This window comes from Armatimonas rosea, from assembly GCF_014202505.1.
Taxonomy (GTDB): domain Bacteria; phylum Armatimonadota; class Armatimonadia; order Armatimonadales; family Armatimonadaceae; genus Armatimonas; species Armatimonas rosea.
The window spans coordinates 509,845-534,319 of the sequence record NZ_JACHGW010000003.1 but is presented as its reverse complement, the minus strand read 5'-3'; the positions used below and the strand labels follow the sequence as shown (position 1 = coordinate 534,319).

Sequence of the window (24,475 nt, the reverse complement as noted above, 5' to 3'; positions counted from 1 at the left end):
CACGGTGCCCCGAATAGTAGCACGAATTGGAGGCTGAAACAATGGCATTTTTAGGAAAAGCGGCAGTCCTGACCGAGGCGGGCAAGGATGTCGAGCTGATTGATATCTCGGTGGCGGCACCGGCACCCGACGACGCCGTGATCGAGGTGGTGGCGAGCGGTGTCTGTCACACGGACCTGACCATCAAGATGCAGCAGGGCGCGGGAATGAAGTTCCCGATCATCTTAGGACACGAGGGCGCGGGGATTGTGAAGGCGGTGGGGAGCAATGTCACCCACCTGAAGCCCGGTGATCCGGTCGTGATCGCCTACCGTGCGCCCTGTGGCAACTGCCCGGCGTGCCGTCGCGGCGACCCCCGTCACTGCTACATGGCCCTGCGCCCGACCACGCCCATCACGCGCACATCGGATGGGGCTGCGTGCTCGCAGGTCCTGCGCTGTGGGACGTTCTCGACCACGACGGTTGTCAATGCGAAGGCTGCGATCAAGATGCCCGAGGCCATGCCCCTCGATAAGGCCTGTCTGCTTGCCTGCGGCGTGATTACCGGGGTCGGGGCGACCATGAACACGACCACGGTCTGGCCCGGCGCGAGTGTCGCGGTGGTGGGCTGTGGCGGTGTCGGGCTCTCGGTGATCCAGGGCGCGAAGATTCAGGGTGCGAAGACCATTATCGGCGTCGATGTGAACCCCACCAAGCTAGAGTGGGCCAAGAACTTTGGCGCGACCCACGTGGTCAATGCCCGCGACGGTGACCCCGTCGCCGCGGTGCGCAATCTCGTGACCGACGACTGGCCTGGCTACGAGGGCGGCGTGGACTTTGCCTTCGAGGCGACCGGTCTGATGCCCTGTATCGAGCAAGCGGTGCGCATGGTGAACTACAACGGGACGGCAGTCAACATTGGCTTCCCCGGTAAAGACGCTGAAGTGACCCTGAACGTGGGCAATATCGACACGGGGGTCTACTGGAACAAGGTGAACCTGCGTGTGTGCCACTGCGGCGACGCTCTCCCGAGCCACGACTTCCCGCTCCTGGCCCAGCTCTACCTGGAGGGTCGCCTGAACCTGGATGCGATGGTCACGGGCTATGTCAAGCTCGACGAGGTGGAGCATGCGTTCCACACGATGGAGACGGGCAACGTGATTCGGAGCGTGATTCGGCTCTGAACCCATCCCCTGGCCCCTTCCCTACCGCAGGGAAGGGGTTGGGGATGGGTTCGGATACAATACCCCCGATGCGCCATCTCATCATCGGAACCGCCGGGCACGTAGACCACGGCAAGACAACCCTCATCCGTGCCCTCACCGGCACCAACACCGACCGGCTCGCGGAGGAGCAGGCGCGGGGCATGACCATCGACCTGGGCTTTGCCTTCCTCTCCCTCCCCGGCGAGCTTGAGGCCGGCATTGTCGATGTCCCCGGCCACGAGCGCTTTGTCAAGAACATGCTCGCCGGCGCGGGCGGGGTCGATGTGGCTCTGCTCGTGATCGCCGCCGACGAAGGCCCGATGCCGCAGACCCGCGAGCACCTGGATATTCTTACCGTCCTCGGAGTGACCGTCGCCGTGGTCGCCCTGACCAAGACCGACCTCGCCGACCCCGATATCCAAGAGCTCGCCGAGCTAGAGACCCGCGAGTTGCTCGCCAAGACGCCGCTCAAAGACGCCGTGATTGTCCCCGTGAGCGCCCAGACGGGCGCGGGGCTCGACGCGCTCAAGCAAGCGCTGGCAGAGGCGGCAGCTAAGGCCCCCCAGCGCGATGCAAGTGCGCCCGTGCGCCTACCCGTGGACCGGGTCTTCTCCCTGCCCGGAGTCGGCACCGTGGTCACGGGCACCCTGGTCTCGGGGACGCTCCACGCCGGCGATGCTGTGGCGCTGGAGCCGCAGGGGCAGGTGAGCAAGGCGCGCACCCTCCAGAGCCATAGCCAGAAGATCGAGACCGCCGAGCCGGGGATGCGGGTCGCGGTAAACCTGCCGGGGATCGAGGTCGGGGAGCTGGAGCGCGGGGCCGTGCTCTGTGCACCTGGGAGCCTCGCCGCGTCCACGCTCCTTGATGCCCGCCTCTCGGTCTTGCCGTCGGCCACCAAGCCCCTGCGCCACCGGGAGCGCGTTCGTCTACACCTGGGCACGGGGGAGATTCTGGCGCGGCTCGTGCTGCTCGAAGGGGTGGAGCTCTTGCCCGGAAGCGACGATATTCCCGTCCAGCTTCTCTGTGAGAGCCCGGCGGCACCGGCGCGTGGGGAGCGCTTTGTGGTGCGCACCTACTCCCCGGCGCGCGCGGTCGGCGGTGGGACCATAGTCGATCCGACGCCCAGCCGCAAGTACCGGCGCGGCGATGCGGCGGCCCTCGCGCTCTTTGAGGCACGCGGCACGGGTGCGCCCGACGAGGCGGTCTATGCCCAGCTCAGCTCCAAGCACGCCGAGTTCACCGCCAAGGAGCTCAGCGCCGCTGTCGGCTTCCCCGCCGACGACGCCCTCGAAGCGCTCGCCGATGCGGGCCGGGCGATCGTGATCGGGGGGACGCACTACCTCAGCGACGAAGCCGGGCGGCGCTTGCGCGAGACGGCCAAGAAGACGCTAGAGCAGTTCCACCGCCAGAACCCCTACAAGCGCGCCATGCCCCGCGAGAACCTCCGCATCCCGCTCAGCAAGGCCGCCACCGTGAAAGATTTCCAGGCGCTGGTCGCCTACCTCAGCAACGAAGGCGTCCTCCTCACGGTCGGTACCAAGGGGGTTCACCTCCCCGAGCACGAGGTGGTCCTCCCCGAGAACTGGAAGCAGCCCGCGGCGCACATCCTCTCGGTCTTTCAGGCCGCCCAGTACGCCCCCCCCTTCCCCGGCGACTTCGCCGCCACCTACCCGCGCGATGTCCATGTCCCGACCATCCTTGCGATCCTCTGTGAGCGCGACGAGCTGGTCAAGATCGCCGACAACCTCTACCTCAGTGCGGAGGCAATCGCGGAGGCCAAGCAAGCCATCCGCAAGCTCGCCAGCACGCCCGAGGGCATCACGGTCGGGGGCCTGCGCGATGCCATTGGCAGCTCCCGAAAGATCGTCCTCCCGCTGCTCGAATACCTCGACGGCGTCCGCTTCACCCACCGTGTCGGCGACACCCGCACCCTCGCGGAGCCGTAGCCATGATCCGCTCCTGCTTGTGGATTATCGGGGTGCTTGTCGCTCTTGGGCTCCTCGGTGCCTTTTTGTTTGCAAAGGCCATGGAGCTGAGCGTCACCTACATCGTCTGGCAGACCAAGACATCGCCCGATGGCAAGTTCAAGGCGGTCGCCCACTACGCCGATGGGGGAGCCACATCGAGGTTCTTCACGGACGTTAGCATTGTCCCTGCGGGCTTTGACACGCCCGAAAAAACAGAGCGTGCGCTCGACTATCCTAACACTGTCTTCTACAGCGAGCTCCCCGGTGACAAGATTACGCTTGTCTGGACGCAACCACGGACGCTTCTGATCCGTTATCCTAAGGGAAAGCCGATCCCCCACTTTACGCCGTCGGTTCAGGTAGACGGCCAGACGTTCCAGATCGAGAAGAAAGAAGCTGCCGATGAAACGCCGTGAGCTCCTCCTTGGAACCCTTGGGTTCGCTTTGCCCCTTGCCAGCGACGCGGAAGCCCAGACGCAGCCACCAAGACCCAGCCCCGAGGAACTTGCCCAGAGGAAGGCCGATGTTGCCCTGCTGAACCGCCCGCTCCGCACGGCTCTTCAGACCCTCCCCGAGGCGCAGCTCCCCCAGAACGGGCTCTGGCTGATTGTCAACGATGATGCGCCGCCCGCCCAAATCACGCGTCTCCAGCAAGAGCAGTGGCGCTCCCAAAACGTGGACTACGCGAAGCTCCGGGCGGCGATGGACCTCACTAGCTTAGAGGGCATCACCAAGAGCTACGGGCGCGTGCGGCGGCGCTTTGGGAGAATTATCGCGCTGGTTCCCGAGACCATGACCGTGCTTCATGCCGACCCGAAGCTTGGGGACAGCGTGCCCCTCGGCGAGCTGGTGAGCGAAGACCCTCTCGGTGCCCTCATGGCGACTCTCAGCGACTCACAGTTCGATGCCCTGCTCGCCAAGGGCCTGACGTTTGGCCAGCTCACGCCCGACCAGGCGAGCCTGCTTACCAAAGCCCTCCCGAACCCCCTGCGTGCCGCGCCAAGCGATATCAAACCCGGTGTCTTGGACTATCGGATCTTTCAGCAAGGCTTTCCCGCCGACCAGCGCAAAGCGCTCCAGGAGCGTGCAGAAACACAGACCCTGCTCTACCAGTCCAAGCTAAAAACCTTCAGCGAGCGCGAGATTCGTAGCGGCCTACGTCTGCGCCTCTACCAGAGTCCTTCGTTCTCGTTTGATGTTCCAGGCAAGGACGGCTATGGTTTCGGACTTAATCTTGAGAGTGGCGAGTGGCAGGGCGAGAAGTGGGCGCTGCAGAACGGTGGGCAGAAGGACTACGGAAAACAGCAAGAGGGTCTGCAAAGTATCGAGCGGTACTTGAAGTCTGAGAGTCCCAACCAGCTCAAGCCCTCGGAGCTTTCGTGGGAGCTGCCTGCCCTCATGCGAGCCATCTCTCTGGGAAGCGTCAAGACGGTTGGGGACATCGTGAAGCAAGCCGCCGCGATCTCGCGACTGGAGCTCTTCTGTGACCCGCGCTTTGCCGCCCAGAGCGTGCTCCTGCTGGGCGAGGCGAGCCTGGAAGTGCCGCTCAGTGAGCTTCTCAAGGCACTGACCCTCTCGCTCTGCGGCACCTGGCGACGGCTTGGACCGGGCTTTATGCTCACCCACCACACGCAAGGCAGGGCGCAGATTCATGCGGTTCAGTCGCAGATCGTCAAGCGCTGGCGGGAGCGTGCCAAGGGTATTGGTAAGTCCAACGCAACACGCCTTCTGAAGCGGGACTGGCTCAAGACCGTCGGTGCGCCACCCGGCGATCCTCATGCACTTCCAGACGAGCTTCGGGGGCGCACTCGGGTTCCGCTCTCGGAGCTCCCTAAGGCACTGCAAGCCAAGGTGCGCGCTGCACTAGAGCGCGATTCCCAGCCCCCCCAGGATCCAGAAAGCGACAGTGACCATTATATTTCGGTGGGGAAAGTGCTCTCCGCGCTCAATGATGCCACACCAATGAGCATTGATCCACGCTTTCAGCTCACCATTGAGCTCCCAGAAACCGGCCCGATGGCACTAGGGCAAACACGCTATCCCGATTCTGCTCGCGAGCTCAACAGCGCTCCGAACGCACCGATTCCTGCCGTGGAGCCGATTCCAATCCCTGAGAGCCTACGGGGTGTTTTAGCCGCTGCCGCAACCCCTGAGGCCGCGAAAGCCCTGGTAGAGCGCGTGGCGGCGCTGGGCTTCAATACGCTCTTTTTAGCAGCAGACGCGCACGGAGCCCCCTACTTTCAACGTGGCGAGCACACCGCGCCTCTCGCGGCGGCACTTGCGGCAGGCAAAGCGAGAGGCGTCGCGGTGTGGGCGACCGTGGATGTGTTTTGCTGGCGACGCGATAGGCTCAGCCCCGCTCCAAAGCCCCTCCCCGAGGACATTCGTGAGGACCGAGGGCTCTTTGGTGAGACCAATAGCGAGGGCGTTGCCGCGGAGTTAAGCCGTCGGGCTTCGGATATCCCTGAGGTTCGCGAGTTCTTCAAACGGCGCTTTGGCAGCGATGCATATGTCAGCCCGTTTGATCCTGGGGTGGGAAAAGCACTCACAGCGCTCACCACAGAGCTTGCCAAGCTGCCGGGGCTGGCGGGGATTCTCTTTCAGCGGGCAGGAGTCCCTGGCTATCTGGACATGGACTACTACCCGGGGATAGACGACCTAGAGTTTGGCTTCCTCCCCGAGGTGCGGCTCGCACGGGCTCGCGCAGGAAAGCCCGACCCGATTGACGAGGTGCTGATCGGTCATAGCGGCATCTATTACTCCGTCGGGCAGAATACGACGTCTTTGCCTCTCACCGTTTTTGGGTTTGACACGCCCCACGCGAGCGAGGAAAAAGACTGGCAAGCCTTCCGCGTTAAGACTGCCAAAGCCGTTCTCAGCGACATCTTCCAAGCGGCCCGTCGCGCCGCGCCCGAGCTGCCTTTGCTCATGCGAGAGCGCAAGTTTGGCTTTAATATTGAGCCCTGGACAGACGCCACCAAGCCCCACGAGATGCTCAATACCGACTCAAGCGCCGATGAGCTGGGCCAGAAAGCGTCTGAGAAAACGGTGGTCGTGGCGACAGTCAGTCCGGGGGCACGTAAAGACTGGAGACAGCTCCGCGACGAAATTCAGAGCTACCGCACACAGTTTGGACGTGGTAAATCACGAAGCCTGATCCTAGATCTGCTTAGCGAAGACCCCAGCGGCGATAGCCTGGAAGTGCTCAACAAGATTTCTCCCTACCTAACAACAAAGAGACCTTAATCCTATGATAAAACGCCGTGAGCTCCTCCTTGGAACCCTTGGGCTCTCCCTCTCCGCCCACGCACAGGAGGCGCCCCCCCTTCCCGTTCCCCGAAACCTCACGCCGGAGCAACAGCGGCAGCTAGAGCAGTACCAGCGCCTGAACCGCTCGCTGGAGCAGAGCATCACCAGCCTCCCCGAGTCCCAGCTCCCCCGAAACGGGCTCTGGCTGATCGTCAACAGCGGTGCCGTCCCCGCCTCGGTGGCCCGCTTCAACCGGGGTGATAGCCCGAACACAACACCCCAAGCGCTCCTGAGCAGCCTCGACACCAGCACCCTGGAGGGAGTCACCCGGGCCTTTGGGCGACGGCGCGTGCGCTTCGGACGCCTTGTCGCGCTGGTCCCCGAGACCATGACGGTTCTCCACACCAATCCCAAGCTCGGGGAGAGTGTCCCCCTGGGCGAGCTGATCTCCACCGATCCCCTCACCGCCCTCCTCGCCACCCTCTCCGATCCCCAGTTCGACCAGCTGGTCAGCCGTGGCCTCGGCTTCCGTGACCTGAGCCCCGACCAGGCAAGCCTCCTTAAAAAAGCCCTCCCGAAGCCCTTCAAGGTCGCCCCCGCCAACGTGTCGCCTGGCACCATCGATTTTCAAGAGTTTCAGGCAGCCACCACCCCGGAGCAGCGCAATGCGCTGCAGGAGCGATCAAAGGCCGTGCGGGAGGCCTATGAAAAGCAGACAAAGACCCTCTCCGAGCGCGAGCTTCTGAGTGGGCTACGGCTCCGTGTGTTCCAGAGCCGCCACTACACCTTTGGGGTGCCGGGTCAGCAGGGCTTCGGCGTGGCGATTACCCCGGCCAGCGAGAAGCCGCAGGAGGGCTGGAAGCTGGAGGGCGATGGCATGGAGTTCGCGCTCCCCAACGAGATCAGCCCTCTGACCGCCTACCTGAAGTCCGAGCGCCCCAATCAGCTCAAGCCCTCCGAGCTTCCTCTGAGCGCTCCGGCCCTGAAGCGCTCGATCCGGTTAGACGCCCCAAAGACGGTCGGTGCGCTGGTCGTGCAGCTGGCGCAGGCAACCGGTCTGGAGCTCTACTGCGCGCCACGGCTCGCCGTACAAAGGCTGACCCTGCTGGGGGAGACCGACCTGAGTGTCCCTGCCCAAGAGCTCGCGCAAGCCCTGGCGCTCTCGGTGTGCGGCACCTGGCGACGGGTGGGCAGGGGCTATGTCCTGACCTATGATGTCACCGGGTTCGCGACGCTCCGCGCACAGCAGGCCCAGATCGTCAAGCGCTGGGAGGCCCGTGCCAAGGCCGCCAGCAAGTCCAACACCAAGCGCCTGAAAAAACGGAGCTGGACCACCGCGCTCCCCTTTGTCCCCGGCGACCCTAGTGCCCTCCCGCAAGAGTTTCTCGGGAAGAGCAAGCTACCCTTCTCCGAGCTTCCGGCACCGCTCCGTCAGGCGATCCGCGCCGACCTGGAGCGCAGCGCCACACCGCGCGAGCCCCTTCCGGGCCTCCCCCCGGACCCGAACGAGCAGAACCAGCACCTGCCCTACAGCAAGGTTCTCTCCAGCCTGAAAGACGACAGCTCGGTGGGGCTGGACACCAACCTGCAGTTTGGGGTGGAGCTGGAGGGGCTCGGGGTGATGCGGTTAGGCCAGTGGCGCTGGCTCGACGATGACAGTGAGCCGCCAGCGACCGTGGAGGCACCTGTGCCTCCGGTGCAGCCGATCCCGATCCCCGAGGCGTTCCGTGGCATCCTGGCCACCACCGATCGTGTCAGCGAGGCGGTCGCGCTGGTGCAGAAGACAAAGGCCATGGGCTTCAATGCGCTCTTGCTGGCCGCCACGCCGCAGGGGGCACCCTACTTCACGTCCGGCGATCCCACCAAGGTGCTGGTTGCGGCGATTGCGGAGGGAAAGAAGCAAGGAGTCGCGGTCTGGGCGGCGGTGGACGTACTCTGCTGGCGACGGGACCGGCTCCAGCCCAAGCCCGCGCCGCTTCCGCCAGGGATTGTCGAGGACCGTGGGCTCTTTGGCGAGACCAATAGTGAGGGCGTGCTGGCCGGGCTTGCCCAGCGCACCGAGGAGCCTGCCTGGTTCCACGAGTACATCAAGCGCCGGATGGGCAACGATGGTTTCGTCACCCCCTTTGTCCGTGAGGTAAGGAACCATCTGAAGACGCTGGTGACGGCGCTGGCCCGTACTCCCGGGCTCGCCGGGATGGCGTTTCAGCGCAGCGGCTCTCCGGGCTACCTGGACATGGACTACTACTCGGGTATCGACTACCTGGAGCTTGGGTACCTGCTGGAGCCACGCCTACAGCGCCTCCGTGCCAGTCTCGGCGATCCGCTTGATGAGCCAAGCAACCGGAGCACGGAGATGTACTTTTCTGTAGGTAACCGCTACGAGAACCTCAAGCTCGATGTCCCCGAGTTCACGCCAGCGCCACAGGGGATTCCGGTCGGTGTCCCCGCCGCCGCGACAGCCCCCCAGAACACCTGGCAAAAGGCGCGCGCCCAAGCCGTCCGAGAGCTCATGATCGAGCTGTTTCAGAGCGCCCAGCGCGCCGCCCCGGACCTCCCGCTCCTGATGCGAGAGCGCAAGTTCGACCTAACCTTCGAGCCCTGGACAGAGGCGGGACGCCTCCACGAGATGCAGTCCACCGATGCCTCGGCGGATGCGATGGGCCAGAAAGCCTCGGAGAAAACGGTCCTCGTCGCCGCTGTCAGCCCCGGTGCCCTGCGCGACTGGCGCAAGCTCCGGTCAGAGATCGAGAGCGAGCGCCGGCAGAACGGACGCGGTAAGTCCAAGAGCCTGGTCCTAGATCTCCTGACGGAGAATCCCAGTGTAGACTGCCCGACTGCCCTTGAGACCATCGCTCCCTACGTGAAGACGGCGATATAATTGCCTTGCGCACGGCAAGCTTTGTCCTCATGGGCCTGAAATACGACCCGAAATTTGTGGAGAAACTAATGGGAAAAAATGTACTGGAGCTATCCTCGACCTATCAGGCCCTCATGAAAGAGGGACTTGAAAAAGGCATCGAACTTGGCCGCGAACAAGGCCGCGAGCTGGGGCTAGAGCAAGGTTTAGAGCAAGGCAAAGAACAGGCACTGCGTGCGTCGCTCCTTCGTATCGGCGAGAAACGCCTTAGGAAGCCGACCGAGACAGTCCTTGCAACCCTAGAAAATGTCCGTGAGCCAGCCCTGCTTGAACAACTCTTAGATAAGGTACTTGAGGCGGAGTCCTGGGACGAGCTCCTCGCCGCGTGAGTCTCTGGCGCATCTTTGCAGACACCGGTGGGACCTTCACCGACTGCCTGGCGCTCTCCCCGGAGGGCACGTGGCACCGTGCCAAGGTGCTCTCCAGTGGGGTGCTACGCACCGATGCTACGGGCAATGCCCCGTGGCGCACAGGGCTCCCTAATCGTTTCCTTGACGGTGTCGCCGTCCAGCGCGACAGTGAGATTCTCACGTACTCGCCCGGCATGGAAGCCCCTCTGGTTGCGGCGCACCTGGTGACCCGCACGCCGTTTTCGCAGCCGCTACCCGATCTGGAGCTACGCCTCGGTACCACACGGGGCACCAATGCCCTGCTCACACGCACCGGGACGCCTCCCGTGTTCTTTGTCACGGCGGGGTTTGAGGACCTGCTCCGAATAGGAAACCAAGCCCGCCCCGAGCTCTTTGCGCTCGATATTGTCAAGCCGGAGCCGCTCTACGCCGAGTCCGTCGGGGTCGCGGAGCGTCTGCGTGCCGATGGCTCGGTTCTGCGCCCACTCGATGAAGCCGTACTCCGTGCGGACGCGCAACGCCTTGTTACAGCGGGTCACCGAACCGCGGCGGTGGCGCTTCTGCACGCCTGGCGCAACCCGGCCCACGAGCAGCGGGTAGCGGAGATATTGTACGGATGCGGCTTCACCCATGTCTCGCTCTCGTCGGAGCTGGCGGCGCTCCAGAAGCTCCTGCCTCGTGCGGAGACAGCCGTCGTCAATGCCTACCTGACCCCCGTCCTAGAGAGCTACCTCACCGGTGTCCAGCGGGGGCTCAGCACAGGAAGTACTCTCACCGTGATGACCAGCGCGGGGGGACTTGTCCCGGTAAACCAGTTTCGCCCCAAGGATAGCCTCCTCTCCGGGCCTGCGGGGGGCGTGGTTGGGGCGTGTGAGGCGGGGCTCCGGGCGGGATTCACTCGGCTGATCGCCTTCGATATGGGCGGCACCAGCACCGATGTCGCACGGATCGAGGCTCCCGAGCTTCCCTATGTCTTCGAGCACAAGGTCGGAGATGCGCTGCTCCTAGCCCCCGCCGTGGCGGTCGAGTCCGTGGCGGCGGGCGGCGGCTCGATCTGCGGGTGCGATCGCCACGGACGCCTCTTTGTTGGGCCAGCATCGGCGGGGGCGCAGCCCGGCCCCGCATGCTACGGTGCGGGCGGCCCTCTGACGATCACCGATATCAATCTCCTTTTGGGCCATATTCCTGAGCGAGAGTTCTCCCTCCCGCTGAGCCGCACCGCCGCCGAGCAGGCACTCCACGCGGTCGCCGAGCTCTCGGGCCAGCCTGCGGAGGCGCTCCTCCACGCTTTTTATGAGCTCGCCAACGAGGCCATGGCCGATGCCATTCGCCAGATCAGTGTCCGCAAGGGCTACGATCCCACGGAGCACGCTCTGGTCGCCTTTGGCGGGGCGGGCGGCCAGCACGCCTGTGCCATCGCGGAGAAGCTCGGGATGCGCACGGTGATCGTCCCCCCCGACCAGAGCCTCCTCTCCGCCTTTGGGATCGCCCACGCCCGCCGCGAGCGCTTCGCGGAGCGTCAAGTACTCCAGCTCTTGGACCAGACAGATCTCCCCGCCCTTCTCACCGGGCTAGAGTCAGAGGCGCTCACCGCACTCGGCGAGCCCGGTGAGGTCACACGCCGGATCGCACGCCTGCGCCTCGTGGGGCAGGAGACACCGCTCGAAGTCCCTGTCATCCCTGCGCTTGCCGACGAGTTCCAGCGGCACTTTACGCAGCTCTATGGCTACGCGCCGGACCCGAGCCGTGCGATCGAGCTGGAGAGCCTACGGGTGGTTGTGGCAGCCGCCCGGACAGAACCCACCCAGCCTGAACCCACCCGGCCTCGTTCCTCGGCCACCCTCCCTCTGCGAAGGCGGGTTGAGGGGGGGCTGATCGTGGAGGCGTTTAGTGTCACGGTCGTGCGAGAGGGCTGGACAGAGACAACGTCGGAGAGCGGTGCGCTGGTTCTACAGCATTCTTCTCCCCCGCTAGGCGGGGGGAGGGAGGAAGATGAGGTGGGGGCCCTGGAGCTCTTCACTCGGCGCTTCGAGTCGGTCGCCACCGAGATGGGCGAGGCGCTCCGTCGCACGGCGCTCTCGGTGAATGTGAAAGAGCGGCTAGACTACTCCTGCGCCCTGCTCGGCCCCGACGGCGACTTGGTGGCGACTGCGGCACATATCCCCGTCCATCTGGGTGCGCTGGGGGTCTGTGTGCGCGAGCTGATCCGCGCCAAGGCATTTGTTGGTGAGCAGCCGATCCTTGTCAACCACCCTGCGTTCGGTGGCTCTCACCTCCCCGACATCACGGTTGTCACCCCGGTCTATGATTGTGGGGTTCTGCTTGGCTATGTCGCCAGCCGCGCACACCATGCGGAGCTGGGCGGGACGCGCCCCGGCTCGATGCCGCCCGGTGCAAGGACGCTGGCCGAGGAAGGCGTGGTAATCCCCCCGACGCCTTGGGATAGAGAGAAGCTCACGACGCTCCTCACCAAAGCTCCCTACCCCACCCGCGCCCTCGCCGACAACCTCGCCGACCTGGAAGCGCAGCTCGCCGCCAACCACCAAGGCGCACAAGCCCTGCGTGCGCTCGCCGAGCAACACGGCCCCGAAAAACTCTTCGCCCTGCAAACCGCCCTCGCCGATCGGTGCGAGCAGATCGCATGCCAAGCCCTCGTGCGTCCGGCAGGACGACCGGCGCGAAGCGCCTCTAGCGAGTGGTTTTCAACCACTCAGTTAGACGACGGCCACACGATCCAAGTCGCGCTCCGAGACAGCGATAACGGGCTTGTCATAGACTTTACGGGCACCTCACCGACCCACCCGGCGAACTTCAATGCGCCGCCCGCGGTGACAGTGGCGTGTGTCCTGTTTGTGCTCCGCTTGCTGATCGGCGAGGACGTGCCGCTGAACGAGGGGCTCTTGCGAGCCGTGGAGATTGTCTTGCCGCCCGACACGCTGCTCAACCCGACGTTTCATGCCGACCCGATGCTCTGCCCTGCGGTGGTGGCAGGCAATACAGAGGTCAGTCAGCGGGTGGTGGCGGCGCTTCTCCAGGCCTTCGGGCTCTCGGCGGGGTCGCAGGCGACCATGAACAACACGCTCTTTGGCAACGCCCGCTTTGGCTACTACGAGACGGTCTGTGGCGGGGCGGGCGCGACCGCAGCCGCGCCGGGGGCAGCGGCGGTGCACACCCACATGACCAACACGCGCATCACCGACCCGGAGATTATCGAGGCACGCTACCCCGTGCGGCTGGAGCGCTTTGCAATTCGGAGCGGCTCCGGCGGCGCAGGCCAGCACTCCGGCGGCGAGGGAATCGTGCGGGAGTATGTCTTTCTAGAGCCTGTCGCGGTCTCGCTCCTGACCCAGAGCCGCACGACGGGCGGGTTTGGCGCAGACGGCGGAAGCGACGGTGCCCCCGGCCGGCAGTGGATCGCCCGTGGGGACGGAAGTATCGAGGCGCTTCCCGGAGTCGCGGCGGCGGAGTGCGCGGCGGGAGACAGACTAATTCTGGAGACTCCGGGAGGGGGTGGCTATGGCAAGCCGTAGACAAGCGGATCGGCGGCGGCTGGGGGCCGGGCTCTGGCACGGAGGGCGCATGCTCAGCGGTGCTGGCGCGCTTGGGGTACTGGCGGGAAGTGTCGCGCCTTGGGTGCAGCTCTCGCTCTTTGGGATTCCTCTCGCCGCCCCGGGCGTGCTCTTTGCGGGGGCCTGGTCCGCAGCCGCCGGGCTGATCGGTCTGAGCGTGCTGCGACGTGCACCGTTTGTGGTAGCCGTGGCAGGCTTGGTGGCGCTGGGCGTGGGCATGAGCCAAGGCAAGCCCGCGGTCCAAGCCGTCTCCCGACAGATCCTCTCGCTTCGCATGCGGCTGATGCCCGTCAATGCGCGCTTGGAGCAGGTTCGCCTCTCCCCCATCGAGCCCTTTGGGGAGGTCAGCCACGCCGAGCCCGGTCCCGGACCCGCTTGGGTCGCCCTCGGAGGAGCTGTGCTCTTGCTGGGCGGTGTTGCGGCCGGTCTCGGGGAGCGCTGGCGACGGAGCTGTCCGCAGTGCCGCTTGGTCTGGTCCGACGAGCGCCTCCCCACGCTCCTCCACTGCCCCGGCTGTGGCCTGCGCCGCACCAGCGCGCGCCAGTGCCAGAACTGCTGGCATGTCGCGGAAAAATCCGACAAGCACTGCGCCCACTGCGGCGAGGCACTGTAAAAACCATGGTCCACGACATCACGATTCCCCTGAACCCGGCGCTCGCGGTCTGGCCGGGCGACACCGAGTTTTCCTTCACCAGCACGGACTGGGGGACGATCTCCGTGGGCGCTCTGACCCTGAGCTGCCACACGGGAACCCACGCCGATGCGCCACGCCACTTCCTGCCCGAGGGGATCGGGATCGCCGAGATCTCCCCTGAGGTCTATATCGGCGAGTGTGTCGTGCTGGACGCGACGGGCTTAGACGAGCTCACCCCCGAGGTCTTTGGCACGGCCCCCCTCCCACCCCGCGTCTTGCTCAAGACCCTCGCCTGGACCGACCACACGCGCTTCCCCGACGAGGTCCCGGTGCTGACCGAGGCAAGTGTCGCGCTCCTAGCGAGCAAAGGCGTGCGCCTGATCGGGCTGGACGTCCCCAGCGTGGACCGCCTCCAGAGCAAGGACCTCCCGATCCACCACGCTCTCGCAGCGGCGGGGATCCATATCCTGGAGTCGCTCGACCTGCGCCAGATCGCGCCGGGACGCTACCAGCTCATCGCGCTCCCCCTGCGCGTCGACGGTGCCGACGGCTCCCCCGTGCGTGCAGTGCTCGTTGAGCACTAGTTCCCGCCCGTTGGAGGGGCGGGACTCAACTGCTCCTCGATCAGGCTGACAAACTCCGGGTACCCAAAGTGCTTCGCCCAGCCCAGTGCCGTTGCCTTAAACTGGAGGTCTTGAATACTCAGGTCGGGGCGGGCGGCTAGGATCAGGCGAGCAAGCTCTCGGTCCTTGCGTAGTACGGCTTCATGAAGCGGGGTCCAGCCCCCTGATCCCAGTAAGCGATTGGCGAGCGCGGGGCGCGCCGCGAGCGCCGCAGGAACCTGGTCGCGCCAGCCCAGATCGCAGAGGGGGATAATATCGGGCAAGGCTCCCTGGGCCAGGAGCCAGCGCGCCGACTCGGGCTGCTTCAGGCGTGCGGCGGCTTCCAGCAGGGTCATCTTACACGGGAGTGTCGAGTCGAGATCAGGAGGCAGCGGCAAGGCTTGGAGTGCCTCAATATCCCCGCGCCCGATCGCCTCGGTAAAGGCGACAGTCTCCGGTGCCAGCGGCGGAAGCTCCAGGGCGGGTCGAAACATCCACCAGGTCTGGCCGTGGCCCAGTGAGACAAAGCCGAGCCGGTTGTAGATGTGGGTCGCGGCATTGAGCAAGACATAGCGGCAGCCCAGGCTTCGTGCGTGCTGACACGCCGCCCAAGAGACCGCCCGCCCGACTCCCTGCCTGCGTGCCTCCGGGAGCACCCCGACATTGTAGATCCCCGCCACATGGAGGGGGCCGCCAGAGACATGGAGCAGGCTATGCCCCACCACCTTGCCCTCCAGCCGCGCACCAAAGTGGTACGTCTTGCGTGGCTCTTGCTGGGCGAGTGCGCGGAGCCGTGGGGCATCGCGGGGCTCGTAGTAAGGAATGCCTGTCACCTCCCACGGGCTGCCTTCGTCCAAGGCGAGCTCTAGGCTCTCAGGAGTGGGGAAGCTCTCCGGCGTGGCGGTCTCCAGGTCCAGCGCCATCCAGTGCGGCTCCCAGCCCCACGAGAAGCCCCGTGCGACCAGAAGTGCGGCAAGATCGTCGGGCTGTGTGGGCACCAGAGACCAGCACGACACTTGCCGCACGTCCTTGCTCCGGGCAAACGCGAGCGCGGCATCCAGCGCCGCTCCCAGCCCCTCGCTCGCCCACTGGGGAAAGGCGATCGTCACCTCCCTCAAGGCATCGGGCGACGACGACGGCGAGTAGATCACGGTCAGGCCATCACGCTGCTGGACCTCGCCACCTGCCACCCGTGCATTCTCGGTGAACCAGGAAAGATGGTTCTCCGCCGCCGCTTGAATCAGCAGCTCACTGCCTTCCACACCCATAATACGCAACTTCCTTTCCGCCAAGTATATCGACTCATTGGTACAATGCACGCTATGAAACGATGCGCCGTCGCTGCCCTTGCCCTGCTCGCCCTCGCCCCCCCTGTCCGAGCGCAGACCCCACCACCGCCGGTGAGCGCGGTGATCAAGCTCTACCAAGTCAAGTACGCGACCCCCAAGGAGCTCTCGGAGCTGCTGACCAAGCTCCTCCCCGAGGTGCAGACGTTGCTCGGGCCGCAGCCCAAGTACGTGCGCGACACGCTCCAGGGAGAAGACCTGGGCTCGTCCCCCACCGCCCCCGTCCGTGTCACCGCGGCGGTTCCCGATATCAAGGATGTCAGCGACCAGTTTGTCCGCTTTCTGGTACTCAAGGGGACACCCGATAAGGTCAGCGAGGCGCTCGGGCTCCTCGAGCAGCTCGACCTACCCGCACCGCAAGTGCTGATCGAGGCGCAGATTCTCGATATCAACGAGGGGGTCTCCAGTACGCTGGGGGTCAGCTACGAGCTCGCACCGGGTGGTAAGACGGTCAAGGGTACTCTGGACAAGCCCAAGGGCAGTGGCCGCTTCGATGAGATTGTCTTCGGCCGCCTCTCCCGCGACCCCATCACCTTCAATGCCACGATCGACGCCGCGATCCAGAAAAACCAAGCCCGGCTCCTCGCCAACCCCAAGCTCATGGTGCTCTACAACCAGCGGGCACGGATCTTTATTGGCGATGAAGTGACGTTTCTGCAAGGGACACAGGTCACCCAAAATGGGGTCGCGCTCCAGACAGGGAAAGTCAATGTCGGTGTCGAGCTCAATGTGACGGCCATCGGAAACCCCGATGGCACGATCCAGCTCAAAGTAAACCCGGAGGTTGGCAGCCTCACGCTGCTCGAAACCCAGACCAGTGGCATCTCCCTCCCGCGCATCTCCCGCCGCACGGTCCAGACCTCCGTGCGCCTCAAAGACGGTGAGACGCTCGTGATCGGTGGGCTTATCGGCGAGAACGACCTCAACGCCATCCGCAAGATCCCCCTCCTCGGTGACCTCCCGCTTCTCGGCCAGCTCTTCCGCCGTGATGCCCGCGACAAGTCCCGTTCCGAGCTGGTGATTATCTTGAAAGCGACGATCCAAAAGCCATGACGCACGCCCTTAACGCACTCCGCCAGCAACATGCCCCACCGTTCAATGGCCTGACACTTCACTGCAAAGAGAGGCTGACTCCAGAGGCACTCCAGAAAGCCCTAACCTGCGTCGTTACCTATCTCGCTGAACAGTTCCCAAACATACCTTTGGAGTTTTTCCATTGCTGGGTGGAGCACGATAGCTTCCTCAATGATGCAACTCCAACGTCGTGGGAGACTCTCCAATCCGAAATTGCCAGCACAGACGTGCTTACTCAGCTCTTTGATAACGCGGATACCTGGGTTAGACATGCCTTTGTCGCCGAGGGGAATGCCTGGCTCCTTCGCTTCCATATTGACGACGACCCAAACGTGAGCCCTCGTTTGGGAGACTTTGATCTCACGATTGCTATCGAGCATGCCATTAATCTGCATGGTATGCTCCAGAAGCTTCCGCTTGGAGAGTTTGAGGTCACTTTTCCTGGTGCCTATTTTGATCTCAAAGAATATGGCCCCAGTTTATTAGAGGTGAGTGGTGCCTTTCCCGTTGGGAGAGTCACGCTCAATCGCCCTGAGGTACACAATGCCTTCAACGAACGACTGATCCATGAGCTCACCACCACGATCCGACGCCTTGGAAGTACCTCATGGATTGAGGCGATTGTTTTGACCGGCAATGGTAAGAGCTTCTGCGCCGGAGCCGATCTGGAGTGGATGGGCAAGATGGTAGGCTACTCGCACGACGAAAACCTCGCTGATGCCAAGACACTCCAGACGCTCTTTGAGACGATTGCCCAGTGCCCCAAAGTCGTGATAGCTGCCGTCAATGGTGCGGCGATGGGCGGCGGCGCGGGGCTCGTGGCGGCGTGTGACTACGCGATTGCTAGCGACAAAGCCACGTTTGCGTTCTCCGAGGTGAAGCTGGGGATCATTCCTGCTGTGATCAGCCCGTTTGTCGTCGAAAAGATCGGACTCGGAGCGGCGCGAGCGTACTTCACCACCGGGCGGCGCTTTGATGCCGCCACCGCGCTCCGGCTCGGGCTGGTGCAGGAAGTGGTGCCGGGTGAGGACCTTGCCGCCGCGGTAAACAGTGTCCTCACCGATGCCTGTAGCGCGGGACCAAAGGCAATTGCAGCCTCCAAGCAGCTCCTGCACGGGCTGGCCGAAGGCACAGCTGACACCGCTGAAGCGATAGCAAGTATCCGCGTCTCCCCCGAGGGACAAGAGGGAATTCGTGCGTTCTTGGAGAAGAGGAAGCCTGTATGGAAACGAGACAGCTAGGATTCGGTGGGCCACAGCTCACCACGGTGGGATTTGGTGCGTGGGCCGCAGGGGGCCCGTATGTGTTTGGCTGGGGGCCCCAGGACGACAACGACTCGGTGGCGGCGATGCTCAAGTACCTGGAGCTCGGCGGCAACTGGATCGACACGGCGGCGGTCTACGGCTTCGGACACTCCGAGACTGTTGTGGGACGGGCCGTGCGTGAGTTTGGCCAGCCGGTCTTTGTCGCCACCAAGTGCGGCCGGGTCCGGGGTGCCACCGCTGCCGACCGACCGCAGTCCGACCTGCGCCCCGAGTCGATTCGCCAGCAGCTCGATGCCTCCCTCCAGCGGCTGCAGCTCGACTGCGTGGATCTCTTCCAGGTGCACTGGCCCGACAACGACACGGGAACGGCGCTCGAAGACTCCTGGGGGATGATGGCGACACTCCAGGACGAAGGCAAGTGCCGCTTTATCGGGGTGAGCAACTTCGACGTGCCCCTGCTGGAAAAATGCCACGCCATCCGCCGCGTCCAGAGCCTCCAGCCGCCCTACTCGCTGCTCCGGCGCGAGATCGAGGCGGAGATTCTCCCTTGGTGCCTGGAGAACGGGGTCGGGGTGGTGGCCTACTCCCCCATGCAAGCGGGCCTGCTCTCTGGGAGCTTTGACATCAACCGGGTCGCCGAGGACGACTGGCGTCGCAAGAACCCGTTCTTCCAGGAGCCCGAGCTGACCAAAAACCTCGCGATTGTCGAGCGCCTGCGCCCGATTGCCGAGGCACACGGAAAGACGGTCGGGAACCTCGCCGCGGCCTGGGTGCTCTCTCACCCCGCTCTCACCTGCGCCATTATCGGAGCGCGTAGCCCCCAGCAAGTCGCGCAGAACATGGCCAGCGCCGACTGGCCCCTCACCGATGAAGAAAAAATGAACGTTTTAGCCGCCCTCGGGCACTAAACGGGCATGAAACAACTCATTCCCTGCCGCCGGTTGGAAACCGGCGTCTGCAATGGCGCTGCGCGCCGCAAAGCCCGTGCCGGGCTCCATATTCTCCAGCCCGCACCCAGAGGGTACCCGGGCTTCGCAGCCGAAGGCTACTGCAGACGCCGATTTCAATCGGCGGCAATAATCGGTCTCGCGCTCGTGGCAGGCTGCGCGGGTCAGCCGCACGCCAGCGCCCCCGAAAGCTCGGTATCTACGCAGGTGGCGCAAGCTCCCGCTTCGGCCATGGCTCCGATGGGGGGTGAGGCAAGTATTGCCAAGGCCGACGCGGAGCCCGTCGCCAAGGCCCCGGCGATGCCGCGCAAGATTATCTTCACCGGCGAGGTCACCCTAATCTGCGAGGACCTGGACAAGGCGGCGGCGGGACTGGAAGCCCGTGCAAAAGAGTTCGGCGGCTACATCAGCAACGCCAGCCAGACCGGTGCACGGGGCGAGACGCGCGAGGGCTCGTGGACCGTGCGTATCGCGGCGGAGAAGTTCGACGCCTTCTTAAAGGCCCTCCCGGCTCTCGGGGAGCTTCAGAGCAGCTCGCGCAAGGCCGATGATGTCAGCGAGGAGTTCTACGATGTCGCGGCGCGGCTCAAGAACAAGAAGATTGAAGAAGACCGCCTGATCGAGCTGCTCCAGAAGGCCACCGGAAAGCTCACTGAGGTGCTCACGGTGGAGAAAGAGCTCAGCCGGGTGCGCGATGAGATCGAGCGCATCGAGGGTCGCCTGCGCTTTCTCACCAACCAGACCGACCTCTCCACCATCACGATCACGCTCCGCGAGGTCAAGAACTTCGTCCCCGAAGGCCCTCCCACCCTCGCCACCCAGGTCTCACGGAGCTTCAGCGGCTCGGTCGAGAGCCTGAAAAACTTCCTTGTCGGGATTGTCTTGGTTGGGGTCGCGCTCGTCCCCTGGGTTCTTCCTCTCGGGCTTACCTGCTGGCTCGTGTTTCAGCTCATCGTGAAGAAACGGCGGTAGAATAGCCCCTATGAGTAGGTGGCGACTAGACGGACAGCGGGCGCTGGTGACCGGGGGAACCCGCGGGATTGGAGCGGCAGTGGTGGCGGAGCTACGCGCGCTGGGCGCGAGCGTGCTCACCGTGGCGCGCTCCGGGGCGGATATCAACGTCGATCTCGCCGAGGACGGGGCTGCAGGGCAGATCGTCGCGGCGGTGCAGGAGAGCCTGGGCGGGCTAGAGATCTTGGTCAATAATGTCGGGACCAGTGTCCGCAAGCCGACCCTCGCCCTTACCGACGATGAGTACGCACGGGTTCTAACCACGAACCTGGACTCCGTCTTCCGGCTCTGCCGCGCCGCCCAGCCCCTGCTCGCACAAGGGGGCGGGACGATCGTCAATATCGGCTCGGTGGCAAGCGCGGTCTCGATCGGAACGGGAGCCCCATACGCCCTGAGCAAGGCCGCGCTGGACCAGCTGACACGCTATCTGGCGGTCGAGTGGGCGGGCAGTGGGATTCGCGTGAATGCGGTCAACCCGTTCTACACCCGCACCCCGCTTGCCCAGCCCGTCCTCGATGACCCCGAGCGGCTGGCGCGGGTGCTGGCCAGTACGCCGCTGGGCCGGATCGCGGAGCCAGAGGATATCGCCGCCGCCGTGGCCTTTCTCTGCCTGCCTGCCGCGCGGCACATCACGGGCCAGTGTCTTGCGGTCGACGGAGGTTTTCTGGCACGCGGAGCCTATCTGGCCTAGTTTCTGCAAAGAGGGGGAGCATATGACCAAGCTGCCTCCCCTCCCTGTGGTGTTGCCCTTCGTCGCCCTCTGCCTGGTGCCCTCGCTGCTCCACGCGATGCCAGCACGCTCACACCAAGCCCCAGCACGGAGCATCTGGCAGCTCAAGACACAGGCGCAGGTCACGGTCGTCCCTCTTGCGGGCACCAGTGCGCTCCGCCTCGCGCCTCCGTCGGGAGGTAGCACCGCCTATACCGTGGAGTCCCCCGCGGAGCTGCGGCTCAAGCTCACCGGGGGCAACGCTCGCACGGGGAGTTCCCTCCTCAGCACCGCCCTCTCTGTCCCGCCTAAGAAGCCTGGCCCGAGCGCCTGCCTCCGCCTTCGGCTCCGCGCCACGCAGCCACACGCGGTCCCCGTCACCCTCCAGTCCGCGGGGAAGGTTTTCTGGAGCACGGAGGTCCTCGCCACCCCCACCAGCCAAGAGGTCTGCCTGCCTGTCTCCCTTGCCTCCGTGAAGACCGATCAGGTGATCGTCGCCCTGCAGCTAGGCGCGCATCACGGGGAGCTCACGGTCGGTGAGGTGCATCTCGAGCCCGCTCCCAACGGAGGCGAGTAGCCAAACACCATGCCGTCGCGCCGCCATCTCCCCGCCGTGGACGCCCTCCGGGGGCTAGCCTGCCTCTGGGTAGTCTTGCACCATGCCTTTGGGGACCAACCGGGAGTCCCGACCGCGCTTGCCCGCTTCTGTGAGATCGGCTGGCTCGGGGTCTCGCTCTTTCTGGTTCTCTCGGGGTTCTGCCTCTACTACCCGCTGGTTCAGGAGCGGGAGGAACAGTCGGTGGTGGTGCACCTGAAGCAGTTTTTCCTGCGCCGTGCCCGCCGCATCCTGCCCCCCTACTACCTCTCGCTCGCGGTTGCCCTTGCGCTGGGGCTACGCTTCCTGCACCAGCAAGGCCGCCCCGTCTCCGAGCTCTTGGGCAGCTGGTACGATCTCCCGCTGCACCTGGTCTTGCTCCACAACCTCACCCGCCAGACCTTTGCCTCGCTGAGCTCCGTGTGCTGGTCCTTGGCGCTGGAGTGGCAGCTCTACTTGATCTTTCCCGTCCTCGTGGCGCTGGTGGCCCGGCGTGGGATTCGCACGGTTCTGATCGCGACTCTGGTGATTGTCCTGCTGTGGCAGGGGCTTGCTGCCCGTGAGCTGGGGGTCTCGCGCACGTGGCAGCCCGGTCTCGCGGTGGTCTACCACGCACTCCCCGGACGTGTCTTTGAGTTTGCGTGTGGGATGCTAGCCGCGCTGCGGGTCGCGCGTCCGGTGCGGGGGCAGAGAGCCATCGCGCTTGTGGTGGGCAGCGCGTGCCTGCTCCCCGCCCTGGTGCTGGTGCTGGGCTTCTACCGCCTGGGGCCGCTCTGTGACCCGCTCTGGGGGATTGTCTTTGCCTGCTGCCTGATACTTGTCGGGGAGTGGCGCGTGCAGAGTCTCCTGGGCCGTGTCCTTGTCTTCTTGGGGGAGCGCTCCTACAGCATCTACCTGCTGCACCTACTTATCATGCTCGCGCTCCCCCTGCCCAGCGCCGTCGCCAGCAGCCCCCTGCTCACCGGCCTTGTCCGTACCGCCTCCGCGCTTCTCGCAGGGCTTGCGTTTTTCACGGTTGCGGAGCGGCCGTTCCTGCGCCGACGTTAGTTACAAGTATCGTCCTGGATGGTCCACATACACGGCGTGGTCGAGCCCCACTTCTTGTAGCCCGAGTGGCCGTCGCCGTAGAGAATCACAAAGCCCCCCGAGTGCCGTGGTGCGACTTTTGAGGGCGGGCTGTCGTTGAACATGTCGGTGCGAATGTCCTGCTGGAGGCCGCGCATCGACGCGCCGTAGGCAAGGGGGTTTGCGGCCGCGTTGCCCCCGGCCATGCCATCGACAATATGGATCGTGTTGGCAGGCTCGGCGACCTCGGCCATCGAGCGGGTGAATGTGGTGCCCGTACCCACCCAGCCGGACTTGAGGTTGCTGACATAGTCCACAAAGCCCGGGTAGGTCTTGCCGTTGTTGCAGACACGCCCCGCGATCAAGGCGTCCCAGGGGTTGCCATTGGTCGTGGGAATCAGGTTGCGGCTGTACGAGAGGCGCGGCACGAGGCAGACCACCGGATCGCTGCCGTCGCCACCGTTGCCCGCGGTCGTGGTGCCCTTGGTAACCCCCATATAGAGCCGCGCCGCTGTGTTGTTGATGTACTTCGAGTCGGGCGCCTGCGGCGTCTCCGAGGCGCTGGGACAGACAAAGACCTGTGCGTTCTTGATGTAGGGCTGGATAATGGTCGGCCAGGAGACCAAGTTCACCCCCGAGACCCCGTTCTGCGACGGCACAATAGACTCGTCGTAGTCCTGCGCGTACATCAGCACCGCGGTCCCGATCTGCTTCATGTTGGAGAGGCAGGCAGCCTGACGCGCCTTCTCGCGTGCTTGGGCAAAGACCGGAAAAAGAATAGCGGCAAGAATCGCAATAATAGCAATCACCACAAGAAGCTCGATGAGCGTGAAGAGACGACGGTTTTTCATACCGCTTCAGCCTATCCCTAAAACGGCATGGGATTGTTAACAGACGGTGAGCTTTTAAGACGATAGGCACGGCATCCCTGAGGCCACGTCCAAGAAATCAACAAGCCCGCCCGGCAGTGCCGGACGGGCTTGTCTCTTTTAGGATCAGAGAGCTCTACTGGACGTTAATGGTCGTCCCTGGCTGGTAGACAGGAGCATTACCGTGGCCGTAGTAGCGAATTCCCCAGAGGTAGTTGATCGGGTTGATGGTCTGCTCAAACTTGTGGAACTTGGAGTGCCCATCGGCGAAGGTGTAGTTTGCACCATCGCTGTGACGTCGGGGGGCAATGTAGGCGGTAAAGTGGGAGATCGTCCCTGCCTGACAGGTCACAAAGGAGCTATTTGCCTCAGCAGGAGTGAGTGCCATGAGGGGGGTGCCCGACGGCTCCGTCTCTTGCGTGAACGCCGCGCCTGCAGCAGTCTTCACCGTGTGGGTGTTGCGGTGGGTCTTAAAGGCCACACCAGATGCCGCAGAGGAGCCATTGATACAGGGAACCGAGTCGGTCATCTCCGCAACCATGATCGTGGAGGCGGGAGCGTCCATAGCGGCAATCCCTACCACGTTACCGGGGTCAGCAGTGCGACGCTTGCGGGAGAGGACAGCACCATTGGCAATATAGGACAGGCGAGGAGCCTGGTTGTCCTGGATAGAAGGAACCTGGCTGGTCTGTCCGCTTGGCACGCCAAATCCCAGGTTGTTACCGATAAAGTTGGTGGGGGCAAGCCCACGGTTCTTATCGGACGGGCAGACAAAGATCCCAAGGTTCTTCACATAAGGCTGAACAACACCACTCCAGTGCGTGTAGCCACCCGCAGAGCTACTGTCATTGTTGTAGTAGTAGGCAGCAGGGAAAGTCTCGTCATAGTCCTGGGTGTACATCATCACCCCAAGACCCATTTGCTTCTGATTCGACAGACAAGAGGTCTGACGAGCCTTCTCACGGGCCTGAGCGAAGACAGGAAAGAGGATAGCGGCAAGGATCGCAATGATGGCGATAACAACAAGCAGCTCAATAAGCGTAAACGCGCGCTTCTGCATTAAGATTACTCCTGATTTTTCTTTAGAACGCGGACTATCACAAGAGCCCAGCGATCAAA

The 24,475-nt window shown here is 64.2% G+C and carries 19 protein-coding genes; 16 read left to right on the top strand and 3 right to left on the bottom strand.

All coding sequences use genetic code 11. The features are described 5' to 3' along the window. Positions 1 to 41 precede the first annotated feature (41 nt). The 9 genes from HNQ39_RS17440 to HNQ39_RS17400 all read left to right on the top strand — a co-directional run bounded on the left by HNQ39_RS17440 (position 42) and on the right by HNQ39_RS17400 (position 14,457). Positions 42 to 1,163 (top strand): zinc-binding dehydrogenase, encoded by a 1,122-nt coding sequence (locus HNQ39_RS17440; protein WP_184199239.1) that lies wholly within the window; start codon positions 42 to 44, stop codon positions 1,161 to 1,163. Between the two features lie 68 nt (positions 1,164 to 1,231). Further along, positions 1,232 to 3,130, top strand: coding sequence for a selenocysteine-specific translation elongation factor (gene selB / locus HNQ39_RS17435; protein WP_184199236.1), 1,899 nt, complete (start codon positions 1,232 to 1,234; stop codon positions 3,128 to 3,130). Between the two features lie 2 nt (positions 3,131 to 3,132). Then, a complete protein-coding gene (locus HNQ39_RS17430) occupies positions 3,133 to 3,567 on the top strand; it encodes a hypothetical protein (protein ID WP_184199233.1) in 435 nt (144 codons plus the stop codon). Further along, positions 3,554 to 6,397: a hypothetical protein gene (locus HNQ39_RS17425; protein WP_184199230.1), complete on the top strand. Its 2,844-nt coding sequence runs from the start codon at positions 3,554 to 3,556 to the stop codon at positions 6,395 to 6,397. The genes HNQ39_RS17430 and HNQ39_RS17425 overlap by 14 nt, the downstream gene beginning before the upstream one ends. 4 nt (positions 6,398 to 6,401) lie before the next feature. Continuing rightward, a complete protein-coding gene (locus HNQ39_RS17420) occupies positions 6,402 to 9,281 on the top strand; it encodes a hypothetical protein (protein WP_184199227.1) in 2,880 nt (959 codons plus the stop codon). A 5-nt stretch (positions 9,282 to 9,286) separates the two neighbouring features. After that, positions 9,287 to 9,649, top strand: a complete 363-nt coding sequence (locus tag HNQ39_RS17415; protein ID WP_184199224.1) for a FliH/SctL family protein — start codon at positions 9,287 to 9,289, stop codon at positions 9,647 to 9,649. Next, on the top strand, positions 9,646 to 13,200 hold the full coding sequence (locus HNQ39_RS17410; RefSeq protein ID WP_184199221.1) for a hydantoinase B/oxoprolinase family protein: 3,555 nt from the start codon (positions 9,646 to 9,648) through the stop codon (positions 13,198 to 13,200). The genes HNQ39_RS17415 and HNQ39_RS17410 overlap by 4 nt, the downstream gene beginning before the upstream one ends. Beyond that, entirely contained in the window at positions 13,187 to 13,852 is a 666-nt protein-coding gene (locus HNQ39_RS17405; RefSeq protein ID WP_184199218.1) for a zinc ribbon domain-containing protein, read from the top strand. The genes HNQ39_RS17410 and HNQ39_RS17405 overlap by 14 nt, the downstream gene beginning before the upstream one ends. A gap of 5 nt (positions 13,853 to 13,857) precedes the next feature. Beyond that, positions 13,858 to 14,457, top strand: a complete 600-nt coding sequence (locus HNQ39_RS17400; protein ID WP_184199215.1) for a cyclase family protein — start codon at positions 13,858 to 13,860, stop codon at positions 14,455 to 14,457. On the opposite strand, the gene HNQ39_RS17395 is transcribed toward HNQ39_RS17400, so the two are convergent. Next, positions 14,454 to 15,743 (bottom strand): GNAT family N-acetyltransferase, encoded by a 1,290-nt coding sequence (locus tag HNQ39_RS17395; protein ID WP_246385798.1) that lies wholly within the window; start codon positions 15,741 to 15,743, stop codon positions 14,454 to 14,456. The two genes, HNQ39_RS17400 and HNQ39_RS17395, sit on opposite strands and share 4 nt — an antisense overlap. A gap of 54 nt (positions 15,744 to 15,797) precedes the next feature. On the opposite strand from HNQ39_RS17395, the gene HNQ39_RS17390 reads away from it, so the two are divergent. The 7 genes from HNQ39_RS17390 (at position 15,798) to HNQ39_RS17360 (ending at position 22,469) form a co-directional block, all read left to right on the top strand. Beyond that, positions 15,798 to 16,874, top strand: coding sequence for a type II secretion system protein GspD (locus tag HNQ39_RS17390; protein ID WP_184199209.1), 1,077 nt, complete (start codon positions 15,798 to 15,800; stop codon positions 16,872 to 16,874). A 509-nt stretch (positions 16,875 to 17,383) separates the two neighbouring features. After that, the gene (locus tag HNQ39_RS30605; protein ID WP_343075974.1) at positions 17,384 to 18,136 is read left to right on the top strand and encodes an enoyl-CoA hydratase-related protein; all 753 of its coding nucleotides are present in this window, start codon (positions 17,384 to 17,386) and stop codon (positions 18,134 to 18,136) included. Continuing rightward, positions 18,118 to 19,068: an aldo/keto reductase gene (locus tag HNQ39_RS17380; protein WP_184199206.1), complete on the top strand. Its 951-nt coding sequence runs from the start codon at positions 18,118 to 18,120 to the stop codon at positions 19,066 to 19,068. Before HNQ39_RS30605 ends, HNQ39_RS17380 begins: the two co-directional genes overlap by 19 nt. Before the next feature lie 186 nt (positions 19,069 to 19,254). Then, complete coding sequence (locus HNQ39_RS17375; RefSeq protein WP_184199204.1) at positions 19,255 to 20,079, top strand: DUF4349 domain-containing protein; 825 nt, start codon at positions 19,255 to 19,257, stop codon at positions 20,077 to 20,079. Positions 20,080 to 20,089: 10 nt separating this feature from the next. Then, the gene (locus tag HNQ39_RS17370) at positions 20,090 to 20,809 is read left to right on the top strand and encodes an SDR family oxidoreductase (RefSeq protein ID WP_184199202.1); all 720 of its coding nucleotides are present in this window, start codon (positions 20,090 to 20,092) and stop codon (positions 20,807 to 20,809) included. Between the two features lie 22 nt (positions 20,810 to 20,831). Further along, a complete protein-coding gene (locus HNQ39_RS17365) occupies positions 20,832 to 21,404 on the top strand; it encodes a hypothetical protein (protein WP_184199200.1) in 573 nt (190 codons plus the stop codon). Between the two features lie 9 nt (positions 21,405 to 21,413). Next, on the top strand, positions 21,414 to 22,469 hold the full coding sequence (locus HNQ39_RS17360; RefSeq protein ID WP_184199197.1) for an acyltransferase family protein: 1,056 nt from the start codon (positions 21,414 to 21,416) through the stop codon (positions 22,467 to 22,469). Here HNQ39_RS17360 and HNQ39_RS17355 read toward each other — a convergent pair. Together HNQ39_RS17355 and HNQ39_RS17350 are read right to left on the bottom strand one after the other, a co-directional pair. Beyond that, entirely contained in the window at positions 22,466 to 23,338 is an 873-nt protein-coding gene (locus tag HNQ39_RS17355; RefSeq protein ID WP_184199195.1) for a DUF1559 family PulG-like putative transporter, read from the bottom strand. The two genes, HNQ39_RS17360 and HNQ39_RS17355, sit on opposite strands and share 4 nt — an antisense overlap. Positions 23,339 to 23,492: 154 nt before the next feature. Continuing rightward, complete coding sequence (locus tag HNQ39_RS17350; RefSeq protein WP_184199193.1) at positions 23,493 to 24,416, bottom strand: DUF1559 family PulG-like putative transporter; 924 nt, start codon at positions 24,414 to 24,416, stop codon at positions 23,493 to 23,495. Positions 24,417 to 24,475: the final 59 nt, after the last annotated feature.